This is a genomic window from Siccibacter colletis, from assembly GCF_025914095.1.
Classification (GTDB): Bacteria; Pseudomonadota; Gammaproteobacteria; order Enterobacterales; family Enterobacteriaceae; genus Siccibacter; species Siccibacter colletis.
This window is the reverse complement of the sequence record NZ_CP074352.1, coordinates 2,662,652-2,686,322: the sequence shown is the minus strand read 5'-3', so window position 1 is coordinate 2,686,322 and position 23,671 is coordinate 2,662,652. Positions and strand designations below refer to the sequence as shown.

17 protein-coding genes are annotated in these 23,671 nt (G+C 60.9%); 9 read left to right on the top strand and 8 right to left on the bottom strand.

Annotation, left to right across the window (positions count from 1 at the left end; all coding sequences use genetic code 11):
- Window positions 1-80 precede the first annotated feature (80 nt).
- The 7 genes from fbaB (at window position 81) to KFZ77_RS12945 (ending at window position 7,844) form a co-directional block, all read left to right on the top strand.
- Window positions 81-1,133: a class I fructose-bisphosphate aldolase gene (gene fbaB, locus KFZ77_RS12975; RefSeq protein ID WP_031520781.1), complete on the top strand. Its 1,053-nt coding sequence runs from the start codon at window positions 81-83 to the stop codon at window positions 1,131-1,133.
- Window positions 1,134-1,427: 294 nt separating this feature from the next.
- Entirely contained in the window at window positions 1,428-2,582 is a 1,155-nt protein-coding gene (locus KFZ77_RS12970) for a mandelate racemase family protein (RefSeq protein ID WP_264384431.1), read from the top strand.
- A gap of 67 nt (window positions 2,583-2,649) precedes the next feature.
- A complete protein-coding gene (locus tag KFZ77_RS12965) occupies window positions 2,650-4,281 on the top strand; it encodes an ABC transporter substrate-binding protein (RefSeq protein ID WP_264384430.1) in 1,632 nt (543 codons plus the stop codon).
- Window positions 4,278-5,315: an ABC transporter permease gene (locus KFZ77_RS12960; RefSeq protein WP_264384429.1), complete on the top strand. Its 1,038-nt coding sequence runs from the start codon at window positions 4,278-4,280 to the stop codon at window positions 5,313-5,315. The genes KFZ77_RS12965 and KFZ77_RS12960 overlap by 4 nt, the downstream gene beginning before the upstream one ends.
- Window positions 5,312-6,217, top strand: a complete 906-nt coding sequence (locus KFZ77_RS12955; RefSeq protein WP_264384428.1) for an ABC transporter permease — start codon at window positions 5,312-5,314, stop codon at window positions 6,215-6,217. The genes KFZ77_RS12960 and KFZ77_RS12955 overlap by 4 nt, the downstream gene beginning before the upstream one ends.
- On the top strand, window positions 6,189-7,052 hold the full coding sequence (locus tag KFZ77_RS12950) for an ABC transporter ATP-binding protein (RefSeq protein ID WP_031520790.1): 864 nt from the start codon (window positions 6,189-6,191) through the stop codon (window positions 7,050-7,052). Before KFZ77_RS12955 ends, KFZ77_RS12950 begins: the two co-directional genes overlap by 29 nt.
- A gap of 18 nt (window positions 7,053-7,070) precedes the next feature.
- Entirely contained in the window at window positions 7,071-7,844 is a 774-nt protein-coding gene (locus tag KFZ77_RS12945) for an ABC transporter ATP-binding protein (RefSeq protein WP_031520792.1), read from the top strand.
- A 793-nt stretch (window positions 7,845-8,637) separates the two neighbouring features.
- Here KFZ77_RS12945 and yegS read toward each other — a convergent pair.
- Window positions 8,638-9,537, bottom strand: coding sequence for a lipid kinase YegS (gene yegS / locus KFZ77_RS12940; protein WP_264386193.1), 900 nt, complete (start codon window positions 9,535-9,537; stop codon window positions 8,638-8,640).
- A 248-nt stretch (window positions 9,538-9,785) separates the two neighbouring features.
- Entirely contained in the window at window positions 9,786-11,147 is a 1,362-nt protein-coding gene (trhP, locus tag KFZ77_RS12935; RefSeq protein WP_264384427.1) for a prephenate-dependent tRNA uridine(34) hydroxylase TrhP, read from the bottom strand.
- Window positions 11,148-11,417: 270 nt separating this feature from the next.
- On the opposite strand from trhP, the gene KFZ77_RS12930 reads away from it, so the two are divergent.
- Together KFZ77_RS12930 and KFZ77_RS12925 are read left to right on the top strand one after the other, a co-directional pair.
- Window positions 11,418-11,990: a hypothetical protein gene (locus KFZ77_RS12930; protein WP_264384426.1), complete on the top strand. Its 573-nt coding sequence runs from the start codon at window positions 11,418-11,420 to the stop codon at window positions 11,988-11,990.
- A complete protein-coding gene (locus KFZ77_RS12925) occupies window positions 11,987-12,448 on the top strand; it encodes a hypothetical protein (protein WP_264384425.1) in 462 nt (153 codons plus the stop codon). Before KFZ77_RS12930 ends, KFZ77_RS12925 begins: the two co-directional genes overlap by 4 nt.
- A 50-nt stretch (window positions 12,449-12,498) precedes the next feature.
- On the opposite strand, the gene baeR is transcribed toward KFZ77_RS12925, so the two are convergent.
- Genes baeR through KFZ77_RS12895 form a run of 6 tightly spaced genes read right to left on the bottom strand, consistent with a single transcriptional unit; the run spans window position 12,499 to window position 23,483 of the window.
- Window positions 12,499-13,221: an envelope stress response regulator BaeR gene (gene baeR, locus KFZ77_RS12920; RefSeq protein ID WP_031520800.1), complete on the bottom strand. Its 723-nt coding sequence runs from the start codon at window positions 13,219-13,221 to the stop codon at window positions 12,499-12,501.
- Complete coding sequence (gene baeS / locus KFZ77_RS12915; protein WP_264384424.1) at window positions 13,218-14,621, bottom strand: envelope stress sensor histidine kinase BaeS; 1,404 nt, start codon at window positions 14,619-14,621, stop codon at window positions 13,218-13,220. The genes baeR and baeS overlap by 4 nt, the downstream gene beginning before the upstream one ends.
- Window positions 14,618-16,033 (bottom strand): multidrug transporter subunit MdtD, encoded by a 1,416-nt coding sequence (gene mdtD, locus KFZ77_RS12910; protein ID WP_264384423.1) that lies wholly within the window; start codon window positions 16,031-16,033, stop codon window positions 14,618-14,620. The genes baeS and mdtD overlap by 4 nt, the downstream gene beginning before the upstream one ends.
- 2 nt (window positions 16,034-16,035) lie before the next feature.
- On the bottom strand, window positions 16,036-19,125 hold the full coding sequence (gene mdtC, locus KFZ77_RS12905) for a multidrug efflux RND transporter permease subunit MdtC (RefSeq protein ID WP_264384422.1): 3,090 nt from the start codon (window positions 19,123-19,125) through the stop codon (window positions 16,036-16,038).
- Window positions 19,126-22,248 carry an MdtB/MuxB family multidrug efflux RND transporter permease subunit gene (locus tag KFZ77_RS12900; RefSeq protein WP_264384421.1) on the bottom strand — a complete coding sequence of 1,041 codons (3,123 nt, stop codon included), beginning with the start codon at window positions 22,246-22,248 and terminating at the stop codon, window positions 19,126-19,128.
- The gene (locus tag KFZ77_RS12895; RefSeq protein ID WP_264384420.1) at window positions 22,248-23,483 is read right to left on the bottom strand and encodes an MdtA/MuxA family multidrug efflux RND transporter periplasmic adaptor subunit; all 1,236 of its coding nucleotides are present in this window, start codon (window positions 23,481-23,483) and stop codon (window positions 22,248-22,250) included. Before KFZ77_RS12895 ends, KFZ77_RS12900 begins: the two co-directional genes overlap by 1 nt.
- Window positions 23,484-23,671: the final 188 nt, after the last annotated feature.

Genomic DNA, 23,671 nt, shown 5'->3' with positions numbered 1-23,671 from the left:
TACTCTGCCCGTAACGTCACGGGCGAGGACAATCCATGTGCGCCGGGCATGACGCCTGGCGTAACTTTCGGGAGCTTATTATGACAGATATCGTGCAGTTGCTTGGCAAAGATGCCGACAGCCTGTTACAGCATCGCTGTATGACGATTCCAGCAGAGCAGCTTTATTTACCGGGCCATGACTACGTTGACCGCGTTATGGTGGATAACAACCGCCCGCCGGCAGTGCTGCGCAATATGCAGACGCTGTACAACACCGGGCGGCTGGCAGGGACAGGCTACCTCTCTATCCTGCCTGTGGATCAGGGGGTGGAGCACTCGGCGGGAGCCTCGTTTGCAGCAAACCCTCAGTACTTCGACCCGAAAAACATCGTCGAGCTGGCGATTGAAGCGGGCTGCAACTGCGTGGCCTCCACCTACGGCGTGCTGGCTTCCGTCTCGCGCCGCTACGCGCACCGCATCCCGTTCCTGGTAAAGCTCAATCACAACGAGACCCTGAGCTATCCGACCCAGTATGACCAGACGCTGTACGCCAGCGTCGAGCAGGCGTTTAACATGGGCGCGGTGGCGGTCGGGGCCACTATCTACTTCGGCTCTGAAGAGTCCCGTCGGCAGATTGAAGAGATCTCGGCAGCCTTCGAGCGGGCGCACGAGCTGGGCATGGTTACCGTGCTGTGGGCCTACCTGCGCAACAGCGCGTTCAAGAAAGACGGCGTCGATTATCACGTCTCCGCCGACCTGACCGGCCAGGCAAACCACCTCGCGGCGACAATCGGGGCGGATATCGTGAAGCAGAAAATGGCGGAGAATAACGGCGGCTACAACGCGGTGAAATTCGGCTACACCGATGAGCGCGTCTACAGCAAACTGACCAGCGATAACCCGATTGACCTGGTACGCTATCAACTGGCGAACTGCTACATGGGCCGCGCCGGGCTGATCAACTCCGGCGGCGCGGACGGGGGCGATACCGATCTCGGCGATGCAGTGCGTACCGCGGTTATCAACAAACGCGCGGGCGGAATGGGGCTGATCCTCGGTCGCAAGGCGTTCAAGAAAACCATGGCGGATGGCGTGAAGCTCATCAATGCCGTGCAGGATGTGTATCTCGACAGCAAAGTCACTATCGCCTGATCCTCAACGCCTCTGCGGAGGCGTTTTCCTTGTTTTTAACAATTCGATCACCTTCACACTTAGCCTTTCTTTTGTGAAAAGGTTCACTTCTCCCTGTGCATATGCCCGAAAAACGGCGTTTTAATCACGCGCTTTGTCCGAGGCAGCGGATACTTTTTGTGCTTAGATTTAGTTCTGAAACGCTTTTTCAAAATATATGCCTTCCCCACCGTAGTTGTTGAGCTGTTACGGAAATGTATTGCGCTATCAGGTAACGGCCTGACCTGCACTCTCTGTTGTCGTTAAGGACCCGTAATGAAGATCGAATCCGTCAATGTCACCGTATTTACCTACCCCACACGCCGCGTCTCGGACAGCGCCGGCCACTCGCATCCCGGCGACGAGAGCCTGGCAAAAATGGCGATGCTGACCATCACCGCCGAGGATGGCAGCAAGGGCTACTCCTTCGCGCCGCCGGAAGTGGTGCGCCCGTTCGTGGTCAATGCTTTCTTCCGCAAGGTGCTGGTCGGCCAGGATGCTTTTGACCGTGAACGCATCTGGCAGGATCTGGTGCACTGGCAGCGCGGCAGCGCACACCAGCTTACCGAGCGCGCGCTCTCCTTCGTTGAGCAGGCGCTGTGGGATCTGGCGGGCCGCAAAATGAATATGCCGGTGTGGAAGCTGATCGGCGGCTACCGCGACCGCGTACCGGCTTACGGCAGCACCATGTGCGGAGACGAACTCAAGGGCGGGCTGTCGACCCCGGAAGAGTACGCGCAGTTCGCCGAAACCCTGGTGGCACGCGGCTACAAGGCGATCAAGCTGCACACCTGGATGCCGCCGGTGGCCTTTGCGCCGAACCCGAAAATGGACGTCAAAGCCTGCGCAGCGGTGCGCGAAGCGGTGGGGCCGGATATCGACCTGATGATCGACGGCTACCACTGGTACAGCCGTACCGAGGCGCTTTACATCGGTAAGGAGCTGGAAAAACTCAACTTCGCCTGGTTTGAAGAGCCGATGGAGGAGGAGAGCATGTCCTCTTACGCCTGGCTGGCAGAGAACCTGTCAATTCCGGTGATTGGCCCGGAAAGCCTCGGCGGCAAACACCACAGCCGCGCCGACTGGGTGAAAGCGGGTGCCTGCGACATTCTGCGTGCCGGGGCCAACGGCGTGGGCGGCATTGCGCCGACGCTGAAGGTCGCGCACCTGGCTGAAGCCTTCGGGATGGACTGCGAAGTGCACGGCAACGGCGCCGCCAGCCTGGCGGTGGTGGGGGCGATCCGCAACTGCCGCTGGTATGAGCGCGGCCTGCTGCATCCGTTCCTCGACTACGACGAGCCGGCGGCTTACCTCAACAGCATCGTTGACCCGATGGACAGCGACGGCATGGTGCATCTGCCCACGCGTCCGGGCCTCGGGGAAGACATTAACTTTGCGTATATCGACGCCCATACCGTCAGCCACGACTGACACATAAAAACCTCAACCCCGATCCGCTGCGGCGAAGACGGGGTTTACCCTACACGGCGGTATAGCGATGAAAACATTCTCCGTTACGGGGGCGTGCCTGCTGACGCTCTCGCTGATGATGGGGAGCGGTGTGGCGCAGGCAAAAACGCCGCCCGATCAGCTCATCATGGGCATGAACATGAACAACCTGCTCACCCTCGACCCGGCGGCGATGACCGGCAACGAGGTGGTGGGCATTGTAGTGAACCTCTATGATTCGCTGGTGGAGCTGGACCCGAACCAGCTGACCAACGTGCGTCCGGCGCTGGCGGAGTCCTGGGATATCAGCCCGGACCGCAGCACCATCACCTTCCATCTGCGCAAGGATGTCACCTTTCACTCCGGCAATCCGCTGACCGCTGAGGATGTGGTGTGGTCGATGCGTCGTCTGCTGCATCTCAATCTGGCGCAGGCCTCGGTGTGGAAATCCTACGGCTTCAGCAAAACCAATATCGACCAGCAGGTAACCGCCCCGGACGCCTATACCGTGGAGCTGCGCTTGCCGAAGCCCAACGATCCGAAGCTGGTGGTCTATTCGCTGGCAGCGCTCGGCAATCTTGGCGTGCTCGACAGTAAAACGGTGCAAACCCATGAAGTGAATAACGACTGGGGCAACCGCTGGCTGACCACCCATACCGCAGGTTCCGGGCCGTTCATGCTGGAGGTGTGGCAGGCCAAAGACGTGCTGCGCATGAAGCGTAACCCGGCCTACTGGCGCGGCGCGCCGAAGCTGGATCGCGTGGTGCTGCGTCATTTTCAGGAGTCCCAGACGCTGCGCCTGATGATTGCCAAAGGCGATCTGGATGTCGCCAGCAATATGGCGGTGTCGGACGTCAACGCCCTGCGTGAAGATCCCAGTGTGACCGTGGACGCGGTGAAAAAGGGCACCATTTACTACGTGGCGATGAGCATGAAAGAAGCGCACTTCGCCAACCCGAAAGTGCGCGAAGCGGTGCGCTACCTGATTGACTATCAGGGCATTAATAAGGCGCTGATGCCGGGCTACGGCGTGCTGCACCAGCGGCCGATTCAGTCCGGCATGGCGGCGACGCTGCCGAACCCTGGCTACCGCCTCGACATCCCGCGCGCGAAAAAGCTGCTGGCGGAAGCGGGCTACCCGGACGGGTTTGATACCACGCTGCGCGTGCTGGCGGATCAGCCATTCATGAATATCGCCATTGCCGTGCAGTCCACCCTGATGCAGGGCGGGATCAACGCCAAAATCGTCACCGGCACCGGGAACCAGATCTACGGCGCGATGCGCGAACGCAAATTCGACATGCTGGTCGGGCGCGGCGGCAGCGGCGTGGAGCCGCATCCGCACTCCAGCCTGCGCGCCCTGGTCTACAACCCGGATAACGCCGATGCCGCACGCCTGACCAACTTCCAGGGCTGGCGCACCAGTTTCTACGACCAACCGCTGAACCAGATGATCGATAAGGCGCTGCTGGAGCAGGACCCGGCGAAGCAGGTCGGGCTTTACCAGGCGGTGCAGACGCGCTACGACCAGCTGATCCCGGCGATGATCCCGCTGTCGCAGATGGTGGATTCGGTGGTGGTGCGCAACGAGGTGAAAAATTACCAGCCGCACCCGTCAGCCACCACCTGGCTGCGCGAGGTGTACAAGCAACCCGCTGATGCAGGAGGAGACAAAGGATGACCAGCGCCATTCTCGCCCCGGGCTCCCGCGCCCGACGCTTCTCAAACCGGCTGTTGCAGGTCGCGGTGACGCTGTTTGGCCTGCTGCTGCTGACCTTCTTTATCGGTCGCGTGATGCCGGTTGACCCGGTGCTGGCAATCGTCGGGCCGGACGCTGACCAGAGCACGTACGATCAGGTCTATCAGCAGCTGGGGTTTGATAAGTCGCTGCTGACCCAGTTTGGTATCTACCTTAATGCCCTGCTGCATGGCGATCTTGGCAATGCGCTGCTTACCGGTAAGCCGGTGGTGGACGATATTATTCGCGTCTTCCCGGCTACCCTTGAGCTGGCGACGATGGCGATTATCGTCGGTGCCGGCCTCGGCATTCCGTTAGGCGTGCTGGCGGCGGCGCGGCGCAACAGCCTGGCGGATTACGTGGTGCGCATTATCAGCCTCGCCGGGTACTCCACGCCGATCTTCTGGGTCGGAATGATGGGCCTGCTGCTGTTTTACGCCTGGCTTGGCTGGGTGGGCGGTGCCGGACGGCTGGATCTCGGCCTTGACGGCGCGGTGCCACACCGTACCGGGCTGATGACCGTGGACGCGTTGCTGGCTGGCAACGGCACCGTGTTCTGGAACGCCATTAACCATCTGGTGCTGCCGGCTTCACTGCTCGGTTTCCACTCCCTGGCTTACATCAGCCGCATGACACGCAGCTTTATGCTGGCCCAGCTTTCGCAGGAGTTCATCATCACCGCCCGGGTGAAAGGGCTGACCGAGCGCCAGGTGATCTGGAACCACGCGTTCCGCAACATTCTGGTGCAGCTGCTGACGGTGGTGGCGCTGGCTTACGGCTCGCTGCTGGAAGGGGCGGTGCTGATCGAAACCGTGTTCTCCTGGCCGGGCTTCGGTTCGTATCTCACCGGCAGTCTGCTGCTGGGGGATATGAATGCGGTGATGGGCTGCGTGCTGCTGGTGGGGGTGATCTTCGTGATGCTCAACCTGCTTTCCGACATGCTGTATCAATTCTTTGATCCGAGGACGAAATCATGACGGTATCCCTCGATTCTCCGGTACGGGTGGCGACTGGCGAACGCCGCCAGCGCCTGCGTCGCATTGCGGCTCGCTCGTTTGGTTTTCTGGGCCGCATGGCGCGCAACCCGCTGACGGCGATTGGCGGCGGCATCATTCTGCTGCTGCTGATTGTGGCGATCTTCGCCCCGTGGATCGCGCCGTATCATCCGCTGGTACAGGACCTGGAAAACGCGCTGCAGGCGCCGAACGCCGCGCACTGGTTCGGCACCGACGAGTTTGGCCGCGACATTTTCAGCCGCCTGGTGTACGGCGCGCGCATCACGCTCTATATCGTGCTGCTGGTGTCGATCACCGTCGGGCCGCTCGGGCTGCTGCTCGGCGTCACCGCGGGCTACTTCGGCGGCAAAATTGACACCGTGCTGATGCGCGTGACCGACATCTTTATCTCCTTCCCGAGCCTGGTGCTGGCGCTGGCCTTCGTCGCCGCCTTAGGTCCGGGGCTGGAGCACGTGGTCATTGCCATTACCCTCACCGCCTGGCCGCCAATTGCCCGTCTGGCCCGCGCGGAAACCCTGTCGCTGCGCCAGGCCGATTTTATCTCGGCGGTGCGTCTGCAGGGGGCGTCATCGGTGCGCGTGCTGTGGCGTCATATCGTGCCGCTCTGCCTGCCGTCGGTGATTATCCGTATCACCATGAACATGGCCGGCATCATTCTGACGGCCGCCGGGCTGGGCTTCCTCGGCCTCGGCGCACAGCCGCCGCAGCCGGAGTGGGGGGCGATGATCTCCAGCGGTCGCACCTACATGATGGAGTGCTGGTGGGTAGTCACCATTCCGGGGCTGGCGATCCTGATCAACAGCCTGGCGTTCAACTTCTTAGGAGACGGCTTACGTGACATCCTCGATCCTCGCAGCGAGTAATGCCCCGCTGCTTGACGTGCGCGACCTGCACGTCGACTTTATCAACGGGCGCGCGGTGACCAACGCGGTGCGCGGCGTCTCTTTTGAACTGGGCCGCGAGAAGCTGGCTATCGTCGGCGAATCCGGCTCCGGGAAATCCACCGTCGGGCGCGCGCTGCTGCGCCTGCATCCGAAAAAGGCGCGCATCACCGCCACGCGCATGCAGTTTGGCGATGTCGATTTGCAGCGCGTCAGCGAAGCCCAGATGCGCGACATTCGCGGCAAGCGCATCTCGATGATTATGCAGGACCCAAAGTACTCGCTGAACCCGGTGGTGTGCGTCGGCGATCAGATCGCCGAAGCCTGGCTGACGCACCATCCGGGGCAGAAAGCCGCCGCGAAAGCCAAAGTGCTGGAGATGCTCGACGTGGTGCGCATTCGCCAGCCGGAGCGCGTCTATCAGCTCTACCCGCACGAAATCTCCGGCGGGCAGGGGCAGCGCATCATGATCGCCATGATGCTCATCACCGACCCGGAGCTGGTGATCGCCGATGAACCCACATCAGCGCTGGACGTGTCGGTGCGTCTGCAGGTGCTGGGGCTGCTCGACGACCTGGTGCGCGAGCGCGGGCTGGGGCTGATCTTTATCAGCCACGACATCAATCTGGTGCGCAGCTTCTGCGACCGGGTGCTGGTGATGTATGCCGGACGGGTGGTGGAGTCCATCGCCGCCCGGGATCTGGACCGCGCGCAGCATCCTTATACCCAGGGGCTAATCAATGCCCTGCCGGATATCCATCACCGCCGCGACCATCTGCCGGTACTGCAGCGGCAGGCCAGCTGGTTAAGCGAGTAAGGAGCGAACATGGATAATATGATTGAAGTACGCAACCTCAACCTCGCGTTCGGCGAAGGCGAGAAGCGCAACCAGGTGCTGTATGACGTGGACTTCGCGGTGAAGCGCGGTGAGATTTTCGGGCTGGTGGGGGAGTCGGGCTCCGGGAAAACCACCGTGCTCAAGTGCCTTGCCGGGCTCTTTACCCACTGGCAGGGAGAGCTTGCCATCAACGGCACGCCGCTGGAGCACCGCATCGGCCACGAGCGCTGCCGGCTGGTGCAGATGGTGTTTCAGGATCCTTACGGTTCGCTGCATCCGCGCCATACCATCGGCGACATCCTTGAAGAACCGCTGCAGATCCACAACCTGCCGCAGCGCGACCAGCGCATCAATACCTGGCTGGACAAGGTAGGGCTGAACCGCGCCTTCCGGGATCGCTATCCCCATCAGCTCTCCGGCGGCCAGCGCCAGCGCGTGGCGATTGCCAGGGCGCTGATCCTGGAGCCGCAGGTGCTGCTGCTGGATGAGCCGACCTCGGCGCTGGATGTGTCGGTGCAGGCGGAGATCCTCAATCTGCTCGGCGATCTGCAAAAGGAGTCGCAGCTGACGTATCTGATGGTGACCCACGATCTGGGGGTAATCGCCCATCTGTGCCAGAAGGTGGCGGTGATGCAGTACGGTAAAATTCTTGAAACCCTGACCACCGATGCGCTGGTGAACAACGGTGCCGAGGCGGATTACACCCGCATGCTGGTGACTGCCAGCCAGCAATACTCCCGCGAGATGGCGCGGGAGGTGGCGGCGTATTAAGGGGGAAGTGTAGGGTGGGTTTGTAGGGCGGGTAAACGACGTGCACCCGCCGTTTATCTGCGCACCCGCTGGCACCATAAAAAAACGCCTCTTATGAGGCGTTTGTCGTTTCAGTTTGTAGGGTGGGTAAGCGTAGCGCACCCACCTTTAACGTGTATCCACCGGGTTTGGCGTGAGGACTATGGTAGAACGGCAAAGGTTCCGTTCACCGTGGCACTGCGCTCACATGGGAACGCTGGGCACGTGAACGGGTGAAGGGGGTTCGCCGCCACCCCCTTCACCATCCCGGCTCCCGGCCAGTAAAACCGGCCCTGCGGGCTGCCCTTGCCTCCGGCGTTTCGCTTCCGGTCGGATGCGATACCCCATCCCGGGGCTCGCGCCCTCTGGCGGTTCCCGACCGCCAGCCCGGACTCAACGCCTGCGGCGCGGCGGTTTTGATGCCGGATGGGGCCATCCTCTGGCGTGGGTTATTCGCGTTTATGGTGGGTGCGCTGCGCTTACCCACCCTACCAAACCGGCCCTGCGGGCTGCCCTTGCCTCCGGCGTTTCGCGTCCGGTCGGGCGCGATACCCCATCCCGGGGCTCGCGCCCTCTGGCGGTTCCCGACCGCCAGCCCGAACTCAACGCCTGCGCCGCGGCGGTTTTGATGCCGGATGGGGCCATCCCTCTGGCGTGGGTTATTCGCGTTTATGATGGGTGCGCTGCGCTTACCCACCCTACCGGTTTCAGAACGGGCGTAGGGTGGGTAAACGGAGTGCACCCACCGTTTACTATGCGCCTACCATTGGCGTTATTACTTCAGCAGTTCGCAATCCGGCGGCAGGCGGCACATCAATGCGTGCGGCATGACGTCAATGCGGAATGCCTGTCCGGTGAGGGGTTCGCCGTCGAGGTTGAAGGTGATGTCGTGCGGTGCCGTGATTTCAAACCACGCGGAGCTGCCGTCGACGATGTTCGGGCTGTCCTCCGGGTGGGTGAGCGTGGTGAACAGCGCCGGGAGCAGCTCTTCGCCGGTATAAATTCGCAGATCCAACAGGCCATCGTTAATCAACGCATCCGGACAGAGCTGCTGGCCGCCTCCCGCCTGCCGCCCGTTGCCGATGCCAATCACCAGCGCGTCGCCCTGCCACTGAAATCCTTCGCCGCGGATCTCGCAGCGGTCCGGCTTCAGGGTGTCCATGCGCATCAGCCCGTGAATCAGATAGGAGACGCCGCCCAGCGCGGCTTTCAACCGCTCCGGCGTTTCGGTGGTAATGCGCGTGCCGAAGCCGCCCGTCGCCATATTGATAAAATAGTGGTCGTCATTCACGCGCACGATATCAATGGCAGTGGTTTTGCCGAGCAGCGCCAGCGCCAGCGCTTTATCCATCTCTTCCGGAATGCTCGTGCTGGTGGCGAAATCGTTAGCGGTGCCGAGGGGGAGAATACCGAGCGCCGGACGTTTGTCCTGCGCAACCTGCGCCAGCGCCGCCGCCACTTCGTTAATCGTCCCGTCGCCGCCGCCCGCGATCACCGTCGCGGCGCCAAGCTGCACCGCTTCATCCACATAGCGCACCGCATCGCCTTTTTCCCAGGTGACACGGACCTGCAAATCCTGACCTTTTTCGCGCTGCGCCATCACCGCCTCGCGCAGCGGTACGTTGTCGGCGCTTTTGCCGTTGAGAATTAACAGAGAAATCGGGGTGTTATCCATCATGGAAGCTCAAAGAGAGAATCATAGAGAAAGTGTATCCCACCGCGCGCAGAAACGCCCAGGAACAGGATGAAAGCGGAAAAAAATAAGCCTGCGTAAGGGAGATTACGCAGGCGAATGAGGTGGTTCCTGGTACTTCAGCTGTAAGAGTTATGTTTTTCAGCGCCGGGGATAATACCCATGCTAAACGAAACGGTATGTGATCCGTTTCGAAGAAACGTTAGTCGGGAAAAAATAACAATAATTAACTATTTCGCATGGGGGTTACGGGTAGATTGCCCGGCCAGATTGCGCATAAGCAAAGCATAATCCAGCGCCATCTCTTCCGGCACCGGTAACCAGACCGTATGACCATCGCCGGGTGCGACCGGCATCACGTCGCCTTTGGCGTTTTCCATATGCTCCAGCGTAAAGTTGACGTTACCCTGCGGGGTCATCAGCTCCAGGCTGTCGCCGACAGAGAATTTATTTTTTACCGCTACCGCTGCCAGCGCGCCTCTGCGTTCCCCGGTAAATTCGCCGACAAACTGCTGACGCTCGGAGACCGAGTAGCCGTACTCGTAATTCTGGTAGTCGTCATGGGTGTGGCGGCGCAGGAAACCTTCGGTGTAGCCGCGGTGCGCCAGCCCTTCAAGGGTTTCCAGCAGTGAGGTATCGAACGGCTTGCCGGCTGCCGCATCGTCAATGGCACGGCGATACACCTGCGCGGTGCGCGCGCAGTAGTAGAACGACTTGGTGCGACCCTCGATTTTCAGTGAGTGTACGCCCATCTGGGTCAGACGCTCCACGTGCTGGATGGCGCGCAGATCTTTGGAGTTCATGATATAGGTGCCGTGCTCGTCTTCGAAGGCGGTCATGTACTCGCCCGGACGCTTCGCCTCTTCAATCATAAACACGCTGTCGGTGGGCGCGCCGACGCCGAGGGTAGGCTCCACGTTTTTCACCGGAATCGGTTCATGAACGTGAACGATATTGCCGACGTCATCCTCTTTGCCTTCCTGAACGTTATATTCCCAGCGGCAGGCGTTGGTGCAGGTGCCCTGGTTCGGATCGCGCTTATTGATATAGCCGGAGAGCAGGCAGCGGCCGGAGTAGGCCATGCACAGCGCGCCGTGGACGAAGATTTCAATTTCCATCTCCGGCACCTGCTGGCGGATCTCTGCGATCTCCTCCAGCGACAGCTCGCGGGAGAGGATCACGCGCGTCAGGCCCATCTGCTGCCAGAATTTCACCGTCGCCCAGTTCACCGCGTTAGCCTGCACCGACAGGTGAACATCTATCTGCGGAAACGCCTCGCGTACCAGCATAATCAGGCCCGGATCGGACATAATCAGCGCATCCGGTCCCATATCAATTACCGGTTTGAGGTCACGGATAAAGGTTTTCAGCTTGGCGTTGTGCGGGGCGATATTCACCACCACGTAGAATTTTTTGCCCAGCTGATGCGCTTCATTAATACCGAGCTGCAGGTTCTCGTGGTTGAACTCGTTATTACGCACCCGCAGGCTGTAGCGCGGCTGGCCCGCGTACACCGCGTCAGCGCCATAGGCGAAAGCGTAACGCATATTTTTCAGCGTTCCCGCCGGGGAGAGTAGTTCTGGTTTAAACATGTGATTCTCGGTCTGATGTCAGGTCAGATCCGTCTCGGGTGAGACGGCGGGGAGCAAAAGTATTCCCCTACGTTAAGGGCGGGAATTGTAGCTTTCACTATCAGCGTTGGCAATGAACAATATTTGCCAGAAGAGGATCTGGCATCACCTGATATGGGCCCGAACAGATAGCCTGAAGTCAGTCAGAATTCTTATTTTTCTGCGTAGTATTTGAATCAGCCTCACGGGTGATATATACAGACTCCACTGAAATTACAGCGAGTATTTATTATGCAGGATGCTGGCAGAAGTACGGATATCTTTTTTATTATTGAGCAGTTATATCCTCGCGATTCGCTGCTGCCTTCCATCGGGGAGTTAGGTCCATCACTCATGCAGGTATACCGGACGGTCTACGAGCTGATTGTGAAACAAGATATTTATCTTGATGGGCATAAAATAAAACCCGGCAATACGACCCTCTGGCAATCAATTAAATATATGACGGGTGGAAAGGTAACGATTAACGATGCCCCTGGACACGATTGTCTTTATAATCTGGTCTATAGCGGCAGCACTATGGTTGCTGTACCGCTTGATGGATTTGAAAGTAACAGGCTGAATCTCTTGTCAAAAAAATTAGTCTTCACGCCGCCGATTTTTAATTACGGTAGCGATCCGGTAAAAAGAATCAACCTTTACGCGCGCGGCGGGCTTTCATTTTTTATGGAGGAGGGCGGCCAGGGTACGCCCATCGCTGCGGCAAAATACAACAGGAAAACCGGTGAACTGATGGTCATCAGGTCGCGGCGCGAACTTTCACAATTAATGGCAATAGTTGCTCATAAGTGCAAAAAACCATGATGAATAGTGCTCTTACCGCAACGTTACTGGTTATTATGTGGCTGATTATTGGCTACCATATCGATAATCTTGTCATCGGCTGTTATTTTCAGGGGTACCCGCTGGTAATAAGGGATATCCATTGGGCAATGATAAAACCTTTATTCAACAGCGCCGCATTCGGCATGTATATTGCTGGCGAGTATTATCTATTGAGGCGTAAACGTTTTTATCCGGTGTCGTTGATAAGTCAGGCAGGTTTGCTGCTGGCAAGACTCATGACGCTGTCGGTGATGTTATTTCTGTACAGATACGTTGATCCGCTGATGCGTAACAACGAGGTAGCAGCGGCGGAAGTCGCTATTTCAGCCGATGATATCGATTTTTATAGGTGTTATATCCTAGCGATGGTTATCCCGCCGTTCATGCTTTATCTGCGCGCAACGTTAAGCTACGCGCCGGATCACCCTCGCCGTTAACCCTGCTGAAAGGTGGGCGTAGCTGCCCACCGTACTCATAACCCGCGCGGCTACCCCAGGCGGCAGGCGTCCGCTTCCCAGCGATAGCCGACGCCATAGACGGCACGAATAAACGACTGTTCGGCGTCGAGCGCTTCAAGCTTGCGGCGCAGGTTTTTGATGTGACTGTCGATGGTGCGGTCGGTGACCACGCGGTAGTCATCGTAGAGATGGTTCAGCAGCTGCTCGCGGGAAAACACCTTGCCCGGCTCGTGAGAGAGGGTTTTCAGCAGGCGGAACTCCGCCGGGGTGAGATCCAGCAGTTTGTCCTGCCAGCTGGCCTGGAAGCGGCCTTCGTCAATGATCAGCGGACTCTGCGCATCCAGCGCCTGCACCTCGCGCTGCGGTTTGCAGCGGCGCAGGATAGTTTTCACCCGCGCCACCACCTCACGCGGGCTGTAGGGCTTGCAGATGTAGTCATCGGCACCAATTTCCAGCCCCAGCAGGCGGTCAATCTCCTCAATTTTCGCCGTTACCATCACAATCGGAACGTCGGAAAAGCGGCGGATCTCCCGGCATAGCGTCAGCCCGTCGGTGCCCGGCAGCATCAGGTCCAGCAGGATAAGATCCGGCGGCGTCTGGCGCACGTACGGCAGCACCTTGTCGCCGTGGCTTATCAGCGTCGGGTTGTAGCTTGCCGCATGCAGATAGTCGATCAGCAGCTGGCCCAGTTTGGGTTCATCTTCCACGATAAGAATGCGTGGGGCGTTTTCATCAAGGATTAAGCCGGTCATGCGTCTCTCGGTAAGTCAGGATCCAGAGGAAGGTCAACTGTAACGCGTAATCCGCCGGATGGCGAATGGCTGGCGCTCAGCGTGCCGTTGTGCGCGGCGACAATGTTCTGGCAGATGGCAAGCCCAAGCCCGGAGCCGCCGCTGGCGCGGTTACGCGAGCCCTCGGCACGGTAGAAGCGCTCAAACAGCATCGTCAGTTGCTCATCGTTGACCCCCGGTGCGGTGTCGGAAAAGTGCAGCGCCAGGCTGCGGGCGCTCAGCTCGCCGGTAATAAGTAACTCCCCGCCGGTGTCGGTGTAGCGCAGGCTGTTTTCCAGCAGGTTGTTGAACAGCTGCATCAGGCGATCGCGATCGCCAAATACCGTGGCGCGATCGGGCAGGGAGAGCCGCAGTTGCAGGCCGCGGCCGTTGAATCGCTCCCGGAATGCGCCCGCCGCCATTTCAATCAGGGTGATGATATCCACTGGCGCTTTCTGATAAGCCAGCGCGCCTTCGTCGGACATCGACAGCTGATGCAGATCGTCCACCAGCTTGGTCAGGGTACCCACTTCGGCCTGCAGCGAAGCGACCGACTCCGGGGTGAATTTACGCACGCCGTCCTGAATCGCTTCCAGCTCGCCGCGCAGCACCGCCAGCGGCGTACGCAGCTCGTGGGAGATATCCGCCATAAACGCCCGGCGCATGGTCTGGTTCTTCTCCAGCGTGCTGGCGAGCTGGTTGAAATCCTGGGCCAGCTTGCCCAGTTCATCTTCCCCGGACGGCGTGACGCGGGTGGTGAAATCCCCGGCGGCGAGTTTGTGGGTGCCTTCCACCAGCCGCTTCACCGGAGAGAGCAGCCCGCGCGCCAGCGGGAAAGTGGCCAGCGCCGCCAGCAGGGTCGCCAGCCCGACGATCAGCCAGCTGGTGCGCCGCTGCTGGCGGTCGAAGTTAATATCGGTATTGCGGGTCAGGCGCTCTACCGGCGAGGCGATCACTTCCCCGACCTGCTGACCATCGACCTTAATCTGGCGGCGCATGCCGTCCGGCGGCACCGGGGAGCGCGGGCCAACCAGCACCGCGCCGCGCTCATCCACCACCCAGAACTGGGTGCGCCAGCCGTGGGGCGGCATACCGGGGCCGGGACGATCTTCATCCCCGTCGTGCTCCAGCGAGCGCAGGATCTGAAAGACAAAGCGGTCGTTGTTACGCAGAAAACGCCAGTCGCCGTGCAGGGCATACTGCTCGCTCAGGGCATCGCTCAACCCCTGCAGGCGCTGCTCGTTGCCGCGCTTAATGTAGTCGATAAAACCATGCTCAAAGCTCAGCCGTACCGCCCAGTGCATGGTCACCAGCAGCACCAGGCAGGTGGCGAAGATGGCAAGGAACAGCTTTCCGGTGATGCCGGGGCGCCAGAACTTCATTTATGACTCCTTGTGCGACGCGGGATGGCGACGTTTTGGCTGCGCTCCTTCGCGACCCGGGCAAAAATCAGCGCGGGCAGGGCGATAATCAGGGCCATGCAGATATAGGTGTAGAAGAAGATATGGTGGACGTCGTCGCTCGCCGTCTGGATATGCTGGTGGCCAAACATGCCGAGCAGCAGGCCCGCCACGGTAACGCCGATACTCATCGAAAGCTGCATCACCATCGACAGCAGACTGTTGCCGCTGCTGGCCATCTCGTCAGAGAGATCTTTCAGCGTCAGGGTGTTCATGGCCGAGAAGCGCACCGAGTTGATCATCCCCTGCGCCACCAGCACCACCGGCAGCAGCCAGAACCAGCCCATCAGCGCCACGCCCATAAACAGCAGGCTCACCAGCGCAAGGCCGAGCGTGGAAACCACCAGCACGTGACGGTAGCCAAAGCGGTTCACTACCTGCACCACGATGCGCTTCATGCCCATGCTGCCGAGCACCATCGGGATCATCATCAGCCCGGCGTGGAACGGCGAGAAGCCGAGGCCAATTTGCAGGAATACCGGCGTCATGAATGGCAGCATACCGCTGCCGATACGCCCGCACAGGCTGCCGAACAGCGCCAGCGAAAAGCGGCGGTTGGCAAACAGGCCCAGGCTGAACAGCGCATTAGGGTTGCCGCGCGCGTGCCAGAGATAACCCAGCAGCGCGAGTACGCCGCCGATTGCCAGTGCAGTCAGCGTCAGCGGCGTCAGGCCGAGGCTTTTATAGCCGTCCAGCGTCAGGGTCAGCGCCGCCATGCCCAGCGCCAGCAGGGCGAACCCGGAGAGGTCGAAACGGCGGGTCTGCATGGTGTAGTTGGGCATCAGCCATAGCGTGGCGATGGCCCCGGCGATGCCCACCGGCAGATTGATCAGGAAAATCCAGTGCCAGGTGGCGTACTCCACCAGCAGCCCGCCGAGCGCCGGACCAAGCAGCGGCCCGACCTGGCCTGGCAGGGTGACAAAGGTCATCGCCGCCATGTACTGCGCCCGCGGCACGATTTTCATCACCGTCAGCCGTCCGACCGGCACCATCATTGCGCCGCCGATACCCTGCACCACGCGCGCCGCCACCAGCTGATTCAGGGTAGAGGCGCTGGCGCAGAACAGTGAACCGAGGGTAAACAGCACGATGGCGGTGAAGAAGATGTTGCGCACGCCAACGCGATCCGCCAGCCAGCCGCTGGCGGGCAGCATCACCGCCACCGTCAGCACGTAGGCAACGATCACCATATGCATATGCAGCGGACTGGCCCCGAGGCTTTCCGCCATCGAGGGCAGGGCAGTATTGACAATGGTGGTATCCAGCGCCTGCATAAAGAAGCCAAAGGCGACGATCCACAGCTGCCAGCGCACATTGTCGGGTAAATCATTCATCGCTATTCACTCGCCGATACGGTCTGTTCCTGTCGGGGGCGGCGTGCGAAGCGCAGCCGCAGCTTATCGAAGAAGAGATAGATCACCGGCGTGGTGTACAGCGTCAACAGCTGGCTCATCACCAGCCCGCCGACAATGGTGATACCCAGCGGCTGACGCAGTTCCGCCCCGTCGCCACTGGATATCACTAGCGGCAACGCGCCGAATATCGCCGCCAGCGTGGTCATCATGATCGGCCGGAAACGCAGCAGGCAGGCCTGATAGATCGCCTCGCGCGGCGTCATACCGCTCCGGCGCTCCGCCTCCAGCGCGAAATCCACCATCATAATGGCGTTCTTCTTCACGATACCTATTAATAACATGATGCCAATCAGCGCGATAAGGCTGAAGGGCGCATCAAACAGCTCCAGCGCCAGCAGCGCCCCGACGCCCGCCGAGGGCAGGGTAGAGAGAATGGTCAACGGATGCACGTAGCTTTCATAGAGTATGCCAAGCACGATGTAGACCGTGGCGATGGCGGCGATAATCAGGATCACCTGTGAATCGAGAGTTTCCTGGAAGATCTGCGCGGTGCCGGCGAAGCTGCCGCGTACCGATGACGGCACGCCAAGCTGCGTCATGGCGCGGTCGATATCGGCGCTCGCCTGGGAGAGCGAGACCCCGGTGGGCAGGTTAAACGCGATGGTAGAGGAGGCCGACAGCCCCTGATGGTTGACCGACAGCGGCGCGTTGGCCGGCTGCCATTTCGCGAAGTACGACAGCGGGATCGGTTTACCCTCGTCGTTGATGACAAACATTTTCTCCAGCGCGCTGATATCCTGGGTATAGCGCGGGTCAACCTCCATCACCACTTTGTACTGGTTCATCGCCTCGTAGATGGTGGAGATCTGGCGCTGGCCGAAGGCGTTATTCAGCAGGCCGTTGGCGTCCTGCACGCTGATGCCGAGCCGCGCCATACTCTCCCGGTCATAGACCAGGTTCATCTCTGCGCCGTTATCCTGCTGGTCGGAGTTAACGTCGGCCAGCGTCGGCAGCTTCGCCAGCGCGCTACGGATTTTAGGCTCCCACTCGCGCAGGGCGCTGAGATCGTCCGACAATAGCGTGTACTGGTAGCTGGCGTTGGACTGGCGTCCGCCGACGCGAATGTCCTGTACCGCCATCAGGAACAGGTTAGCGCCCGGCTCACTGGCAAGCTTCTTGCGCAGCCGGTCAATGATCTGCTGCGCCGACTCGTTGCGCTGGTCCCGTGCTTTCAGGGTAATAAACATCATCCCGCTGTTAACCCGCGAGCCGCCGGTGAAGCCGGTGACGTTATCCACTGCCGGATCGTCGCGGATGATCTTCATGAAATCTTCCAGCTTGCCGCGCATCGCCTGGAACGAGATGCTCTGATCGGCCTGAATGCCGCCCATCAGCACGCCGGTGTCCTGCTCCGGGAAGAAGGTTTTCGGAATGGCGATGTAGAGCCAGACGTTCAAGGCGATAGTGGCAAGAAACACCACGCCCACCAGCCGGGCGTGATCCAGCACCCAGCCGAGCGAGCGGGCGTAACCCTGATTCAGCGCAGTCCAGAGGCGGCCGATGCCGCGCGAGCGCGTCGGAGTATGCGGCCTGGTGCGCTTCAGCAGCCAGCCGCACATCATCGGCGTCAGCGTCAGGGAGACCACCATCGAGATACCGATCGCCACCGAGAGCGTGACGGCAAACTCCCGGAACAGCCTGCCCGGCAGGCCGCCCATCAGCAGCAGCGGCATAAATACCGCCACCAGCGAGACGCTCATCGACAGCACGGTAAAGCCAACTTCCCGCACCCCCTGTAACGCCGCCTGCAGCGGTTTCATCCCCGCCTCAATATGGCGGGCGATGTTCTCCAGCACCACGATGGCGTCATCCACCACAAACCCGGTGGCGATGGTCAGCGCCATCAGCGACAGGTTATTCAGGCTGAAGCCACACAGGTACATAGCGGCGAAGGTGCCAATCAGGGATACCGGCACCGCCACCGCAGGGATAAAGGTGGCGCGACCGGATCGCAGGAACAGAAATACCACCAGGATCACCAGCGCCACCGAGATAATCAGCGAGTGCTCCACCTCCGCCAGCGAGGCGCGAATGGTGGGCGAGCGGTCCTGGGCGATTTGCAGATCGATGGCGGCGGGGATGGTCTCCTGCAGCTCCGGCAGCCGGGCGCGGATGCTGTCCACGGTCTGAATGATGTTGGCTTCCGGCAGCTTGCGGATCATCAGCAAAATGGCTGGCTTTGCGTTGGTCATCCCGGCGTTACGCACGTCCTGCACCGAGTCGGTCACCGTCGCCACGTCGCCCAGACGCACCGCCGCGCCGTTGTTGTAGTGAATAACCAGCGGCTGATACTCATCGGCGGTTTTCAGCTCGTCGTTGGTCTGCAACTGCCAGCGGCGGGTGTCGTCCTCCACCGCGCCCTGCGGACGGCGCACGTTGGCATTGCTGATGGCTTCCCGCACCGCATCCAGCGACACGCCCTGGTTAAACAGCGCCTGCGGGTTCAGCCCGACGCGGATCGCGGGCAGCGAGCTGCCGCCGACATCCACATCGCCAACGCCGTCAATCTGGGCAATGGTCTGCGCCAGTTGAGTGGATGCGAAATCGTAGAGCTTGCCCTGAGAGTACGTATCCGAGGTCAGCGTCAGGATCATGATCGGCGAATCCGACGGGTTAGCCTTGCGGTAGGTCGGGCGCGACGGCATCCCGCTCGGCAACAGGCTCTGCGACGCGTTGATCGCTGCCTGCACGTCGCGCGCCGCACCGTTGATGTCGCGGCTGAAATCAAACTGCAAAATAATGCGCGTGCTGCCGAGCGAGCTGGAGGAGGTCATCTCATTGACGCCGGCGATACGACCGAGTGCGCGCTCCAGCGGGGTTGCCACCGATGACGCCATGGTTTCCGGCGACGCGCCGGGCAGGGAGGCGCTCACCATGATCACCGGGAAATCCACCTGCGGCAGCGGGGCCACCGGCAGCAGACGGAAGCCGAGCACGCCGCACAGGGTGATGGCTACCGACAGCAGGATCGTCGCCACCGGCCGGTGAATAAACAGGGCGTAAAACTTCACTTACGCCTCCTCTTCACGGGTCGGGAAGCGGCGGCGCACCGCCAGCGCCAGGCGGTCAAACAGCAGGTAGATCACCGGCGTTGTGAACAGCGTCAGCACCTGGCTGACCAGCAGCCCGCCCACCATGCCAATACCCAGCGGGCGGCGCAGCTCCGCACCAACCCCGGTCGAGAGCATCAGCGGCAGCGCCCCCAGCAGGGCGGCCAGGGTAGTCATCAGGATCGGGCGGAAGCGCAGCAGACAGGCCTGATAGATCGCCTCATACGGCGTCATGCCCTGCTCGCGTTCGGCGGCCAGCGCGAAGTCGATCATCATGATGGCGTTTTTCTTGACGATGCCGATGAGCAGAATGATGCCGATGATGGCGATCACGTCCAGCTCCGCCCCGGCAACCATCAGGGCCAACAGCGCCCCGACGCCCGCCGACGGCAGGGTCGAGAGAATGGTGACCGGGTGAATAAAGCTCTCGTACAGCACGCCGAGCACGATGTACATCGCCACAATCGCGGCGACAATCAGCCACACCGTGCTGCCGAGCGCCGCCTGGAAGGCGAGGGTGCTGCCCTGGAACGCGGTGGTGATATCGGTCGGGAAGTTCAGCGCCTGTTCGGTGTCGGTGATGGCCTGCACCGCTTCGCCCAGCGAGTAGCCGTCCTGCACGTTAAACGAGATGGTGGTGGACGGGAACTGGTCGAGGTGGTTGATCGTCAGCGGCCCGAAGCGTTGCTCAACCTTCGCCACCGCGCTGAGCGGCACCACGCCGCCGTCGCTGCTGGTGAGGCGAATATTATCCAGCGCATCGAGGCCCGGCGTCGCCTCGGTATTGTGCTCCAGCACCACGCGGTACTGGTTCGCCTGGGTATAAATGGTGGAGATCAGCCGCTGGCCGAAAGCGTTATACAGCGCGTTGTCCACATCGCTCATGGTGATGCCGAGCCGGCTGGCGCTGTCGCGGTCCACTTTCACATACGCCACCAGCCCTTTGTCCTGCCAGTCGCTGCTGACGTCCAGCAGCTCCGGGCGGGTCTTCAGTTCGTTCATCAGGGTCGGCACCCAGGTGCTGAGTGCCTCCAGCGAAGGTGCCTGAAGCGTGAACTGATACTGGGTACGGCTCACCGTGGTATCAATGGTGAGATCCTGGGTCGGCTGCAGGTAGAGCGCGACGCCCGGCACCGCTGCGACCTCACGCTGTAAGCGCTCAATGATTTCCGGCACCCGGTCATCGCGCGCATCAAGCGCTTTCAGGTTGATCTGCAACCGGCTGCTGTTGAGCGACGGGTTAGTGCCGTCCACGCCGACAAACGCCGTCATGCTCTCCACCGCCGGATCTTTCATGATCAGGTCGGAAACCTGACGCTGGCGCTGGGCCATGCTGGCGAACGAGGCCGACTGAGGTGCCTGTAAAGTGCCCTGAATAATGCCGTTGTCCTGTACCGGGAAGAAACCTTTCGGGATCAATACCCACAGCAGGACGGTTAATGCCATCGTGCCAAGCGCCACCCCGAGGGTCAGCCACGGATGGTTCAGCACGCGCTTTAACAGCACGCCGTAGCCGGCAATCACCCGCTCGAAGAAGCGCTCCGAGGCACGTGAGAAGCGGTTCTGCTTGCGCAGGGATTCATGGCTCAGCATGCGGGCGCACATCATCGGCGTCAGGGTGAGCGAGACGATGGCCGAGATCAGTATCGCCACCGCCAGCGTCACGGCGAACTCGCGGAACAGACGGCCCACGATATCGCCCATAAACAGCAGCGGGATCAGTACGGCAATCAGTGAGAAGGTGAGGGAGATAATGGTAAAGCCGATCTCGCCTGCGCCTTTCAGTGCTGCCGCCAGCGGTTTTTCGCCCTTTTCGATGTAGCGCGAGATGTTCTCGATCACCACGATGGCGTCGTCCACCACGAAGCCGGTGGCGATGGTCAGGGCCATCAGCGTCAGGTTATTGATCGAGAAGTCGAGGAACACCATCACCGCAAAGGTGCCGACCAGCGACAGCGGTACCGCCACGGCGGGAATGATGGTCGCCGGGACGTTGCGCAGGAACAGGTAAATAATCATCACCACCAGCGCAATCGCCAGCATCAGTTCGTGCTGGGTATCGCTCACCGAGGCGCGAATATTGGTGGTGCGGTCGGTGAGGAGTTTTACCTCCACCGACTTAGGCAGGCTTTCGGTGAGCGACGGCAGCAGTTTGCGGATGCTGTCGGCGGTATCAATGATGTTGGCCCCTGGCTGACGCTGGACGTTCATCACGATGGCCTGCTCTTTATTCGCCCAGGCACCCAGCCAGCTGTTTTCCGCCCCCTGTTCAATAGTCGCCACATCGCCGAGACGGATCGCCGCCCCGTTCTGATAGCCGATAATCAGGTTGCGGTACTCCTCCGCCGACTGCATCTGGTCGTTAGCGGAGAGGGTAATGGCGCGGGTCGGGCCGTCAAGGCTGCCTTTGGCGGAGTTCACGTTGGCGCTGGTGATGGCGGTGCGCACGGTTTCACTGGTCAGCCCGAGGGCGGCAAGTGCCGGGGCGTTAAGCTTCACTCGCACCGCCGGGCGCTGGCCGCCGGAGAGCGTAACCAGCCCGACGCCGTTGACCTGGGAGATTTTTTGCGCCACGCGGGTCTCGACCATATCTTCTACCTGAGTCATCGGCAGGGCAGAGGAGGTGACGGCGAGGGTCATCACCGGCGGATCGGCCGGGTTCACTTTGTTATAGACCGGGGGATTGGGCAGGTCGGAAGGCAGCAGATTGGTGGCGGCATTGATCGCCGCCTGCACTTCCTGCTCCGCCACATCCAGCGGCAGGGTGAGCTGGAACTGCAGCGTCACCACCGAGGCACCGCCGGCGCTCTGGGAGGACATCTGCTTCAGGCCGGACATCTGGCCGAACTGGCGCTCCAGCGGGGCGGTGATGGCTGACGTTACCACGTCCGGGCTGGCACCCGGATAGAGGGTAATCACCTGAATGGTCGGGTAGTCCACCTCCGGCAGCGCCGACACCGGCAGGAAGCGGTAGCCGATAATCCCGGCCAGCAGAATGGCGATCATCAGCAGCGTGGTCGCCACCGGACGCATGATAAACAGGCGTGACGGGCCGCCGGTGGCGCTGGGCGGTAATACCTGCATCAGGAACGCGCTCCCTGAGAACCGGCGCGGGTGTTAGCCGCTGGCGCGGCGTCAGCGCTCTGGGCTTCCACCACCTCCACGCTGGCGCCCTCGGTGAGGCGGTCGATACCGTCGGTCACCACGCGATCGCCCGCTGAGAGCCCGGCATCAATCACCACGGTCTGGCTGTTCTGGATGCCCGGCGTCACGAGGTGCTTACTTACTTTATTCTCACTGTTGAGTACCCAGACGAAATTACCTTCGTTACCCATCTGCAAGGCGGCGGCGGGGATCACGACCGCGTTGTGCTGGGTATCCACCAGCATACGGGCATTGACGAACTGGTTAGGGAACAGCGCGTCATCTTCATTGTTAAAACGCGCTTTCAGCTTGATGGTGCCCGTGGTGCTGTCGATCTGGTTATCGAGGCTCAGCAGCGTGCCGGTGGTGATTTTCCGTTTGTTGGTGCGATCCCAGGCCTCGACGCTGAGGGTGCCGTTTTTGCGCGCCTGCATCACCGTCGGGATCTCGCTCTCCGGCAGGGTAAACACCAGATCAATCGGGTGCGTCTGGGTCAGCACCACAATCCCGGCGGTATCGCCGCTGGAGATTTGATTGCCGACGTCCACCTGTTTTAAGCCCACGCGGCCATCGATAGGGGCGGTGATGCGGCTCCAGTCCAGCTGCAGTTGAGCGCTCGCCACCGCGGCCTGATCGGCTTTGATGGTGCCAGCGGATTCCGCTACCAGCGCCTGCTGGGTGTCCAGCTCCTGACGGGAAACGAGATTGGTTTTCACCAGCTGCTGGTAGCGGGCCAGATCGCGCTTCGCGTTAGCCAGCGTCGCCTGGTCGCGCGCCAGCTGGCCCTGCGCCTGGGCAAGGGCCACCTTAAACTGGCTCGGGTCGATCTCGGCCAGCAGATCGCCGGCTTTAACCTGCTGCCCTTCTTCGAAATGCAGCGCCAGTAGCTGGCCATCAACGCGGCTGCGCACCGTGACGGTGTTAGCGGCGGTCACAGTGCCAAGCCCGGTCAGATAGCGGGGAACCGATTCGCTGCGTGCCGTGGCTGCCTGCACCGGGGCCAGCATGGCACCGCGCATGCCGCGACGACCTTCCGCGCCCGCGCGGGCAGCGCTGCCCTGGGCCTGCGGTGTGCCTTCGGTAGAGGTGCTATAACGCCACCAGGCAACGGCGGCAATAATCAGAACAACAACACCCGCGAGCATGACCCACCGGGATTTCTGCATACCTTTCATATGGCGTGATTTTCTCTTCCATAACATTAGCGGGGGATGATAACCCGTCGGGCTGCCGGCTGCACAGCGTGAGCCGGACGGCATAATCAGCTAAGTGTAGTAATCCCTGCGGGTAGAAAGATGGAGGAAATATGAAACAACGTCGAGATTCGTCTGAATGAGGCAGGGTAAGGATGGGGCGCGGTAAA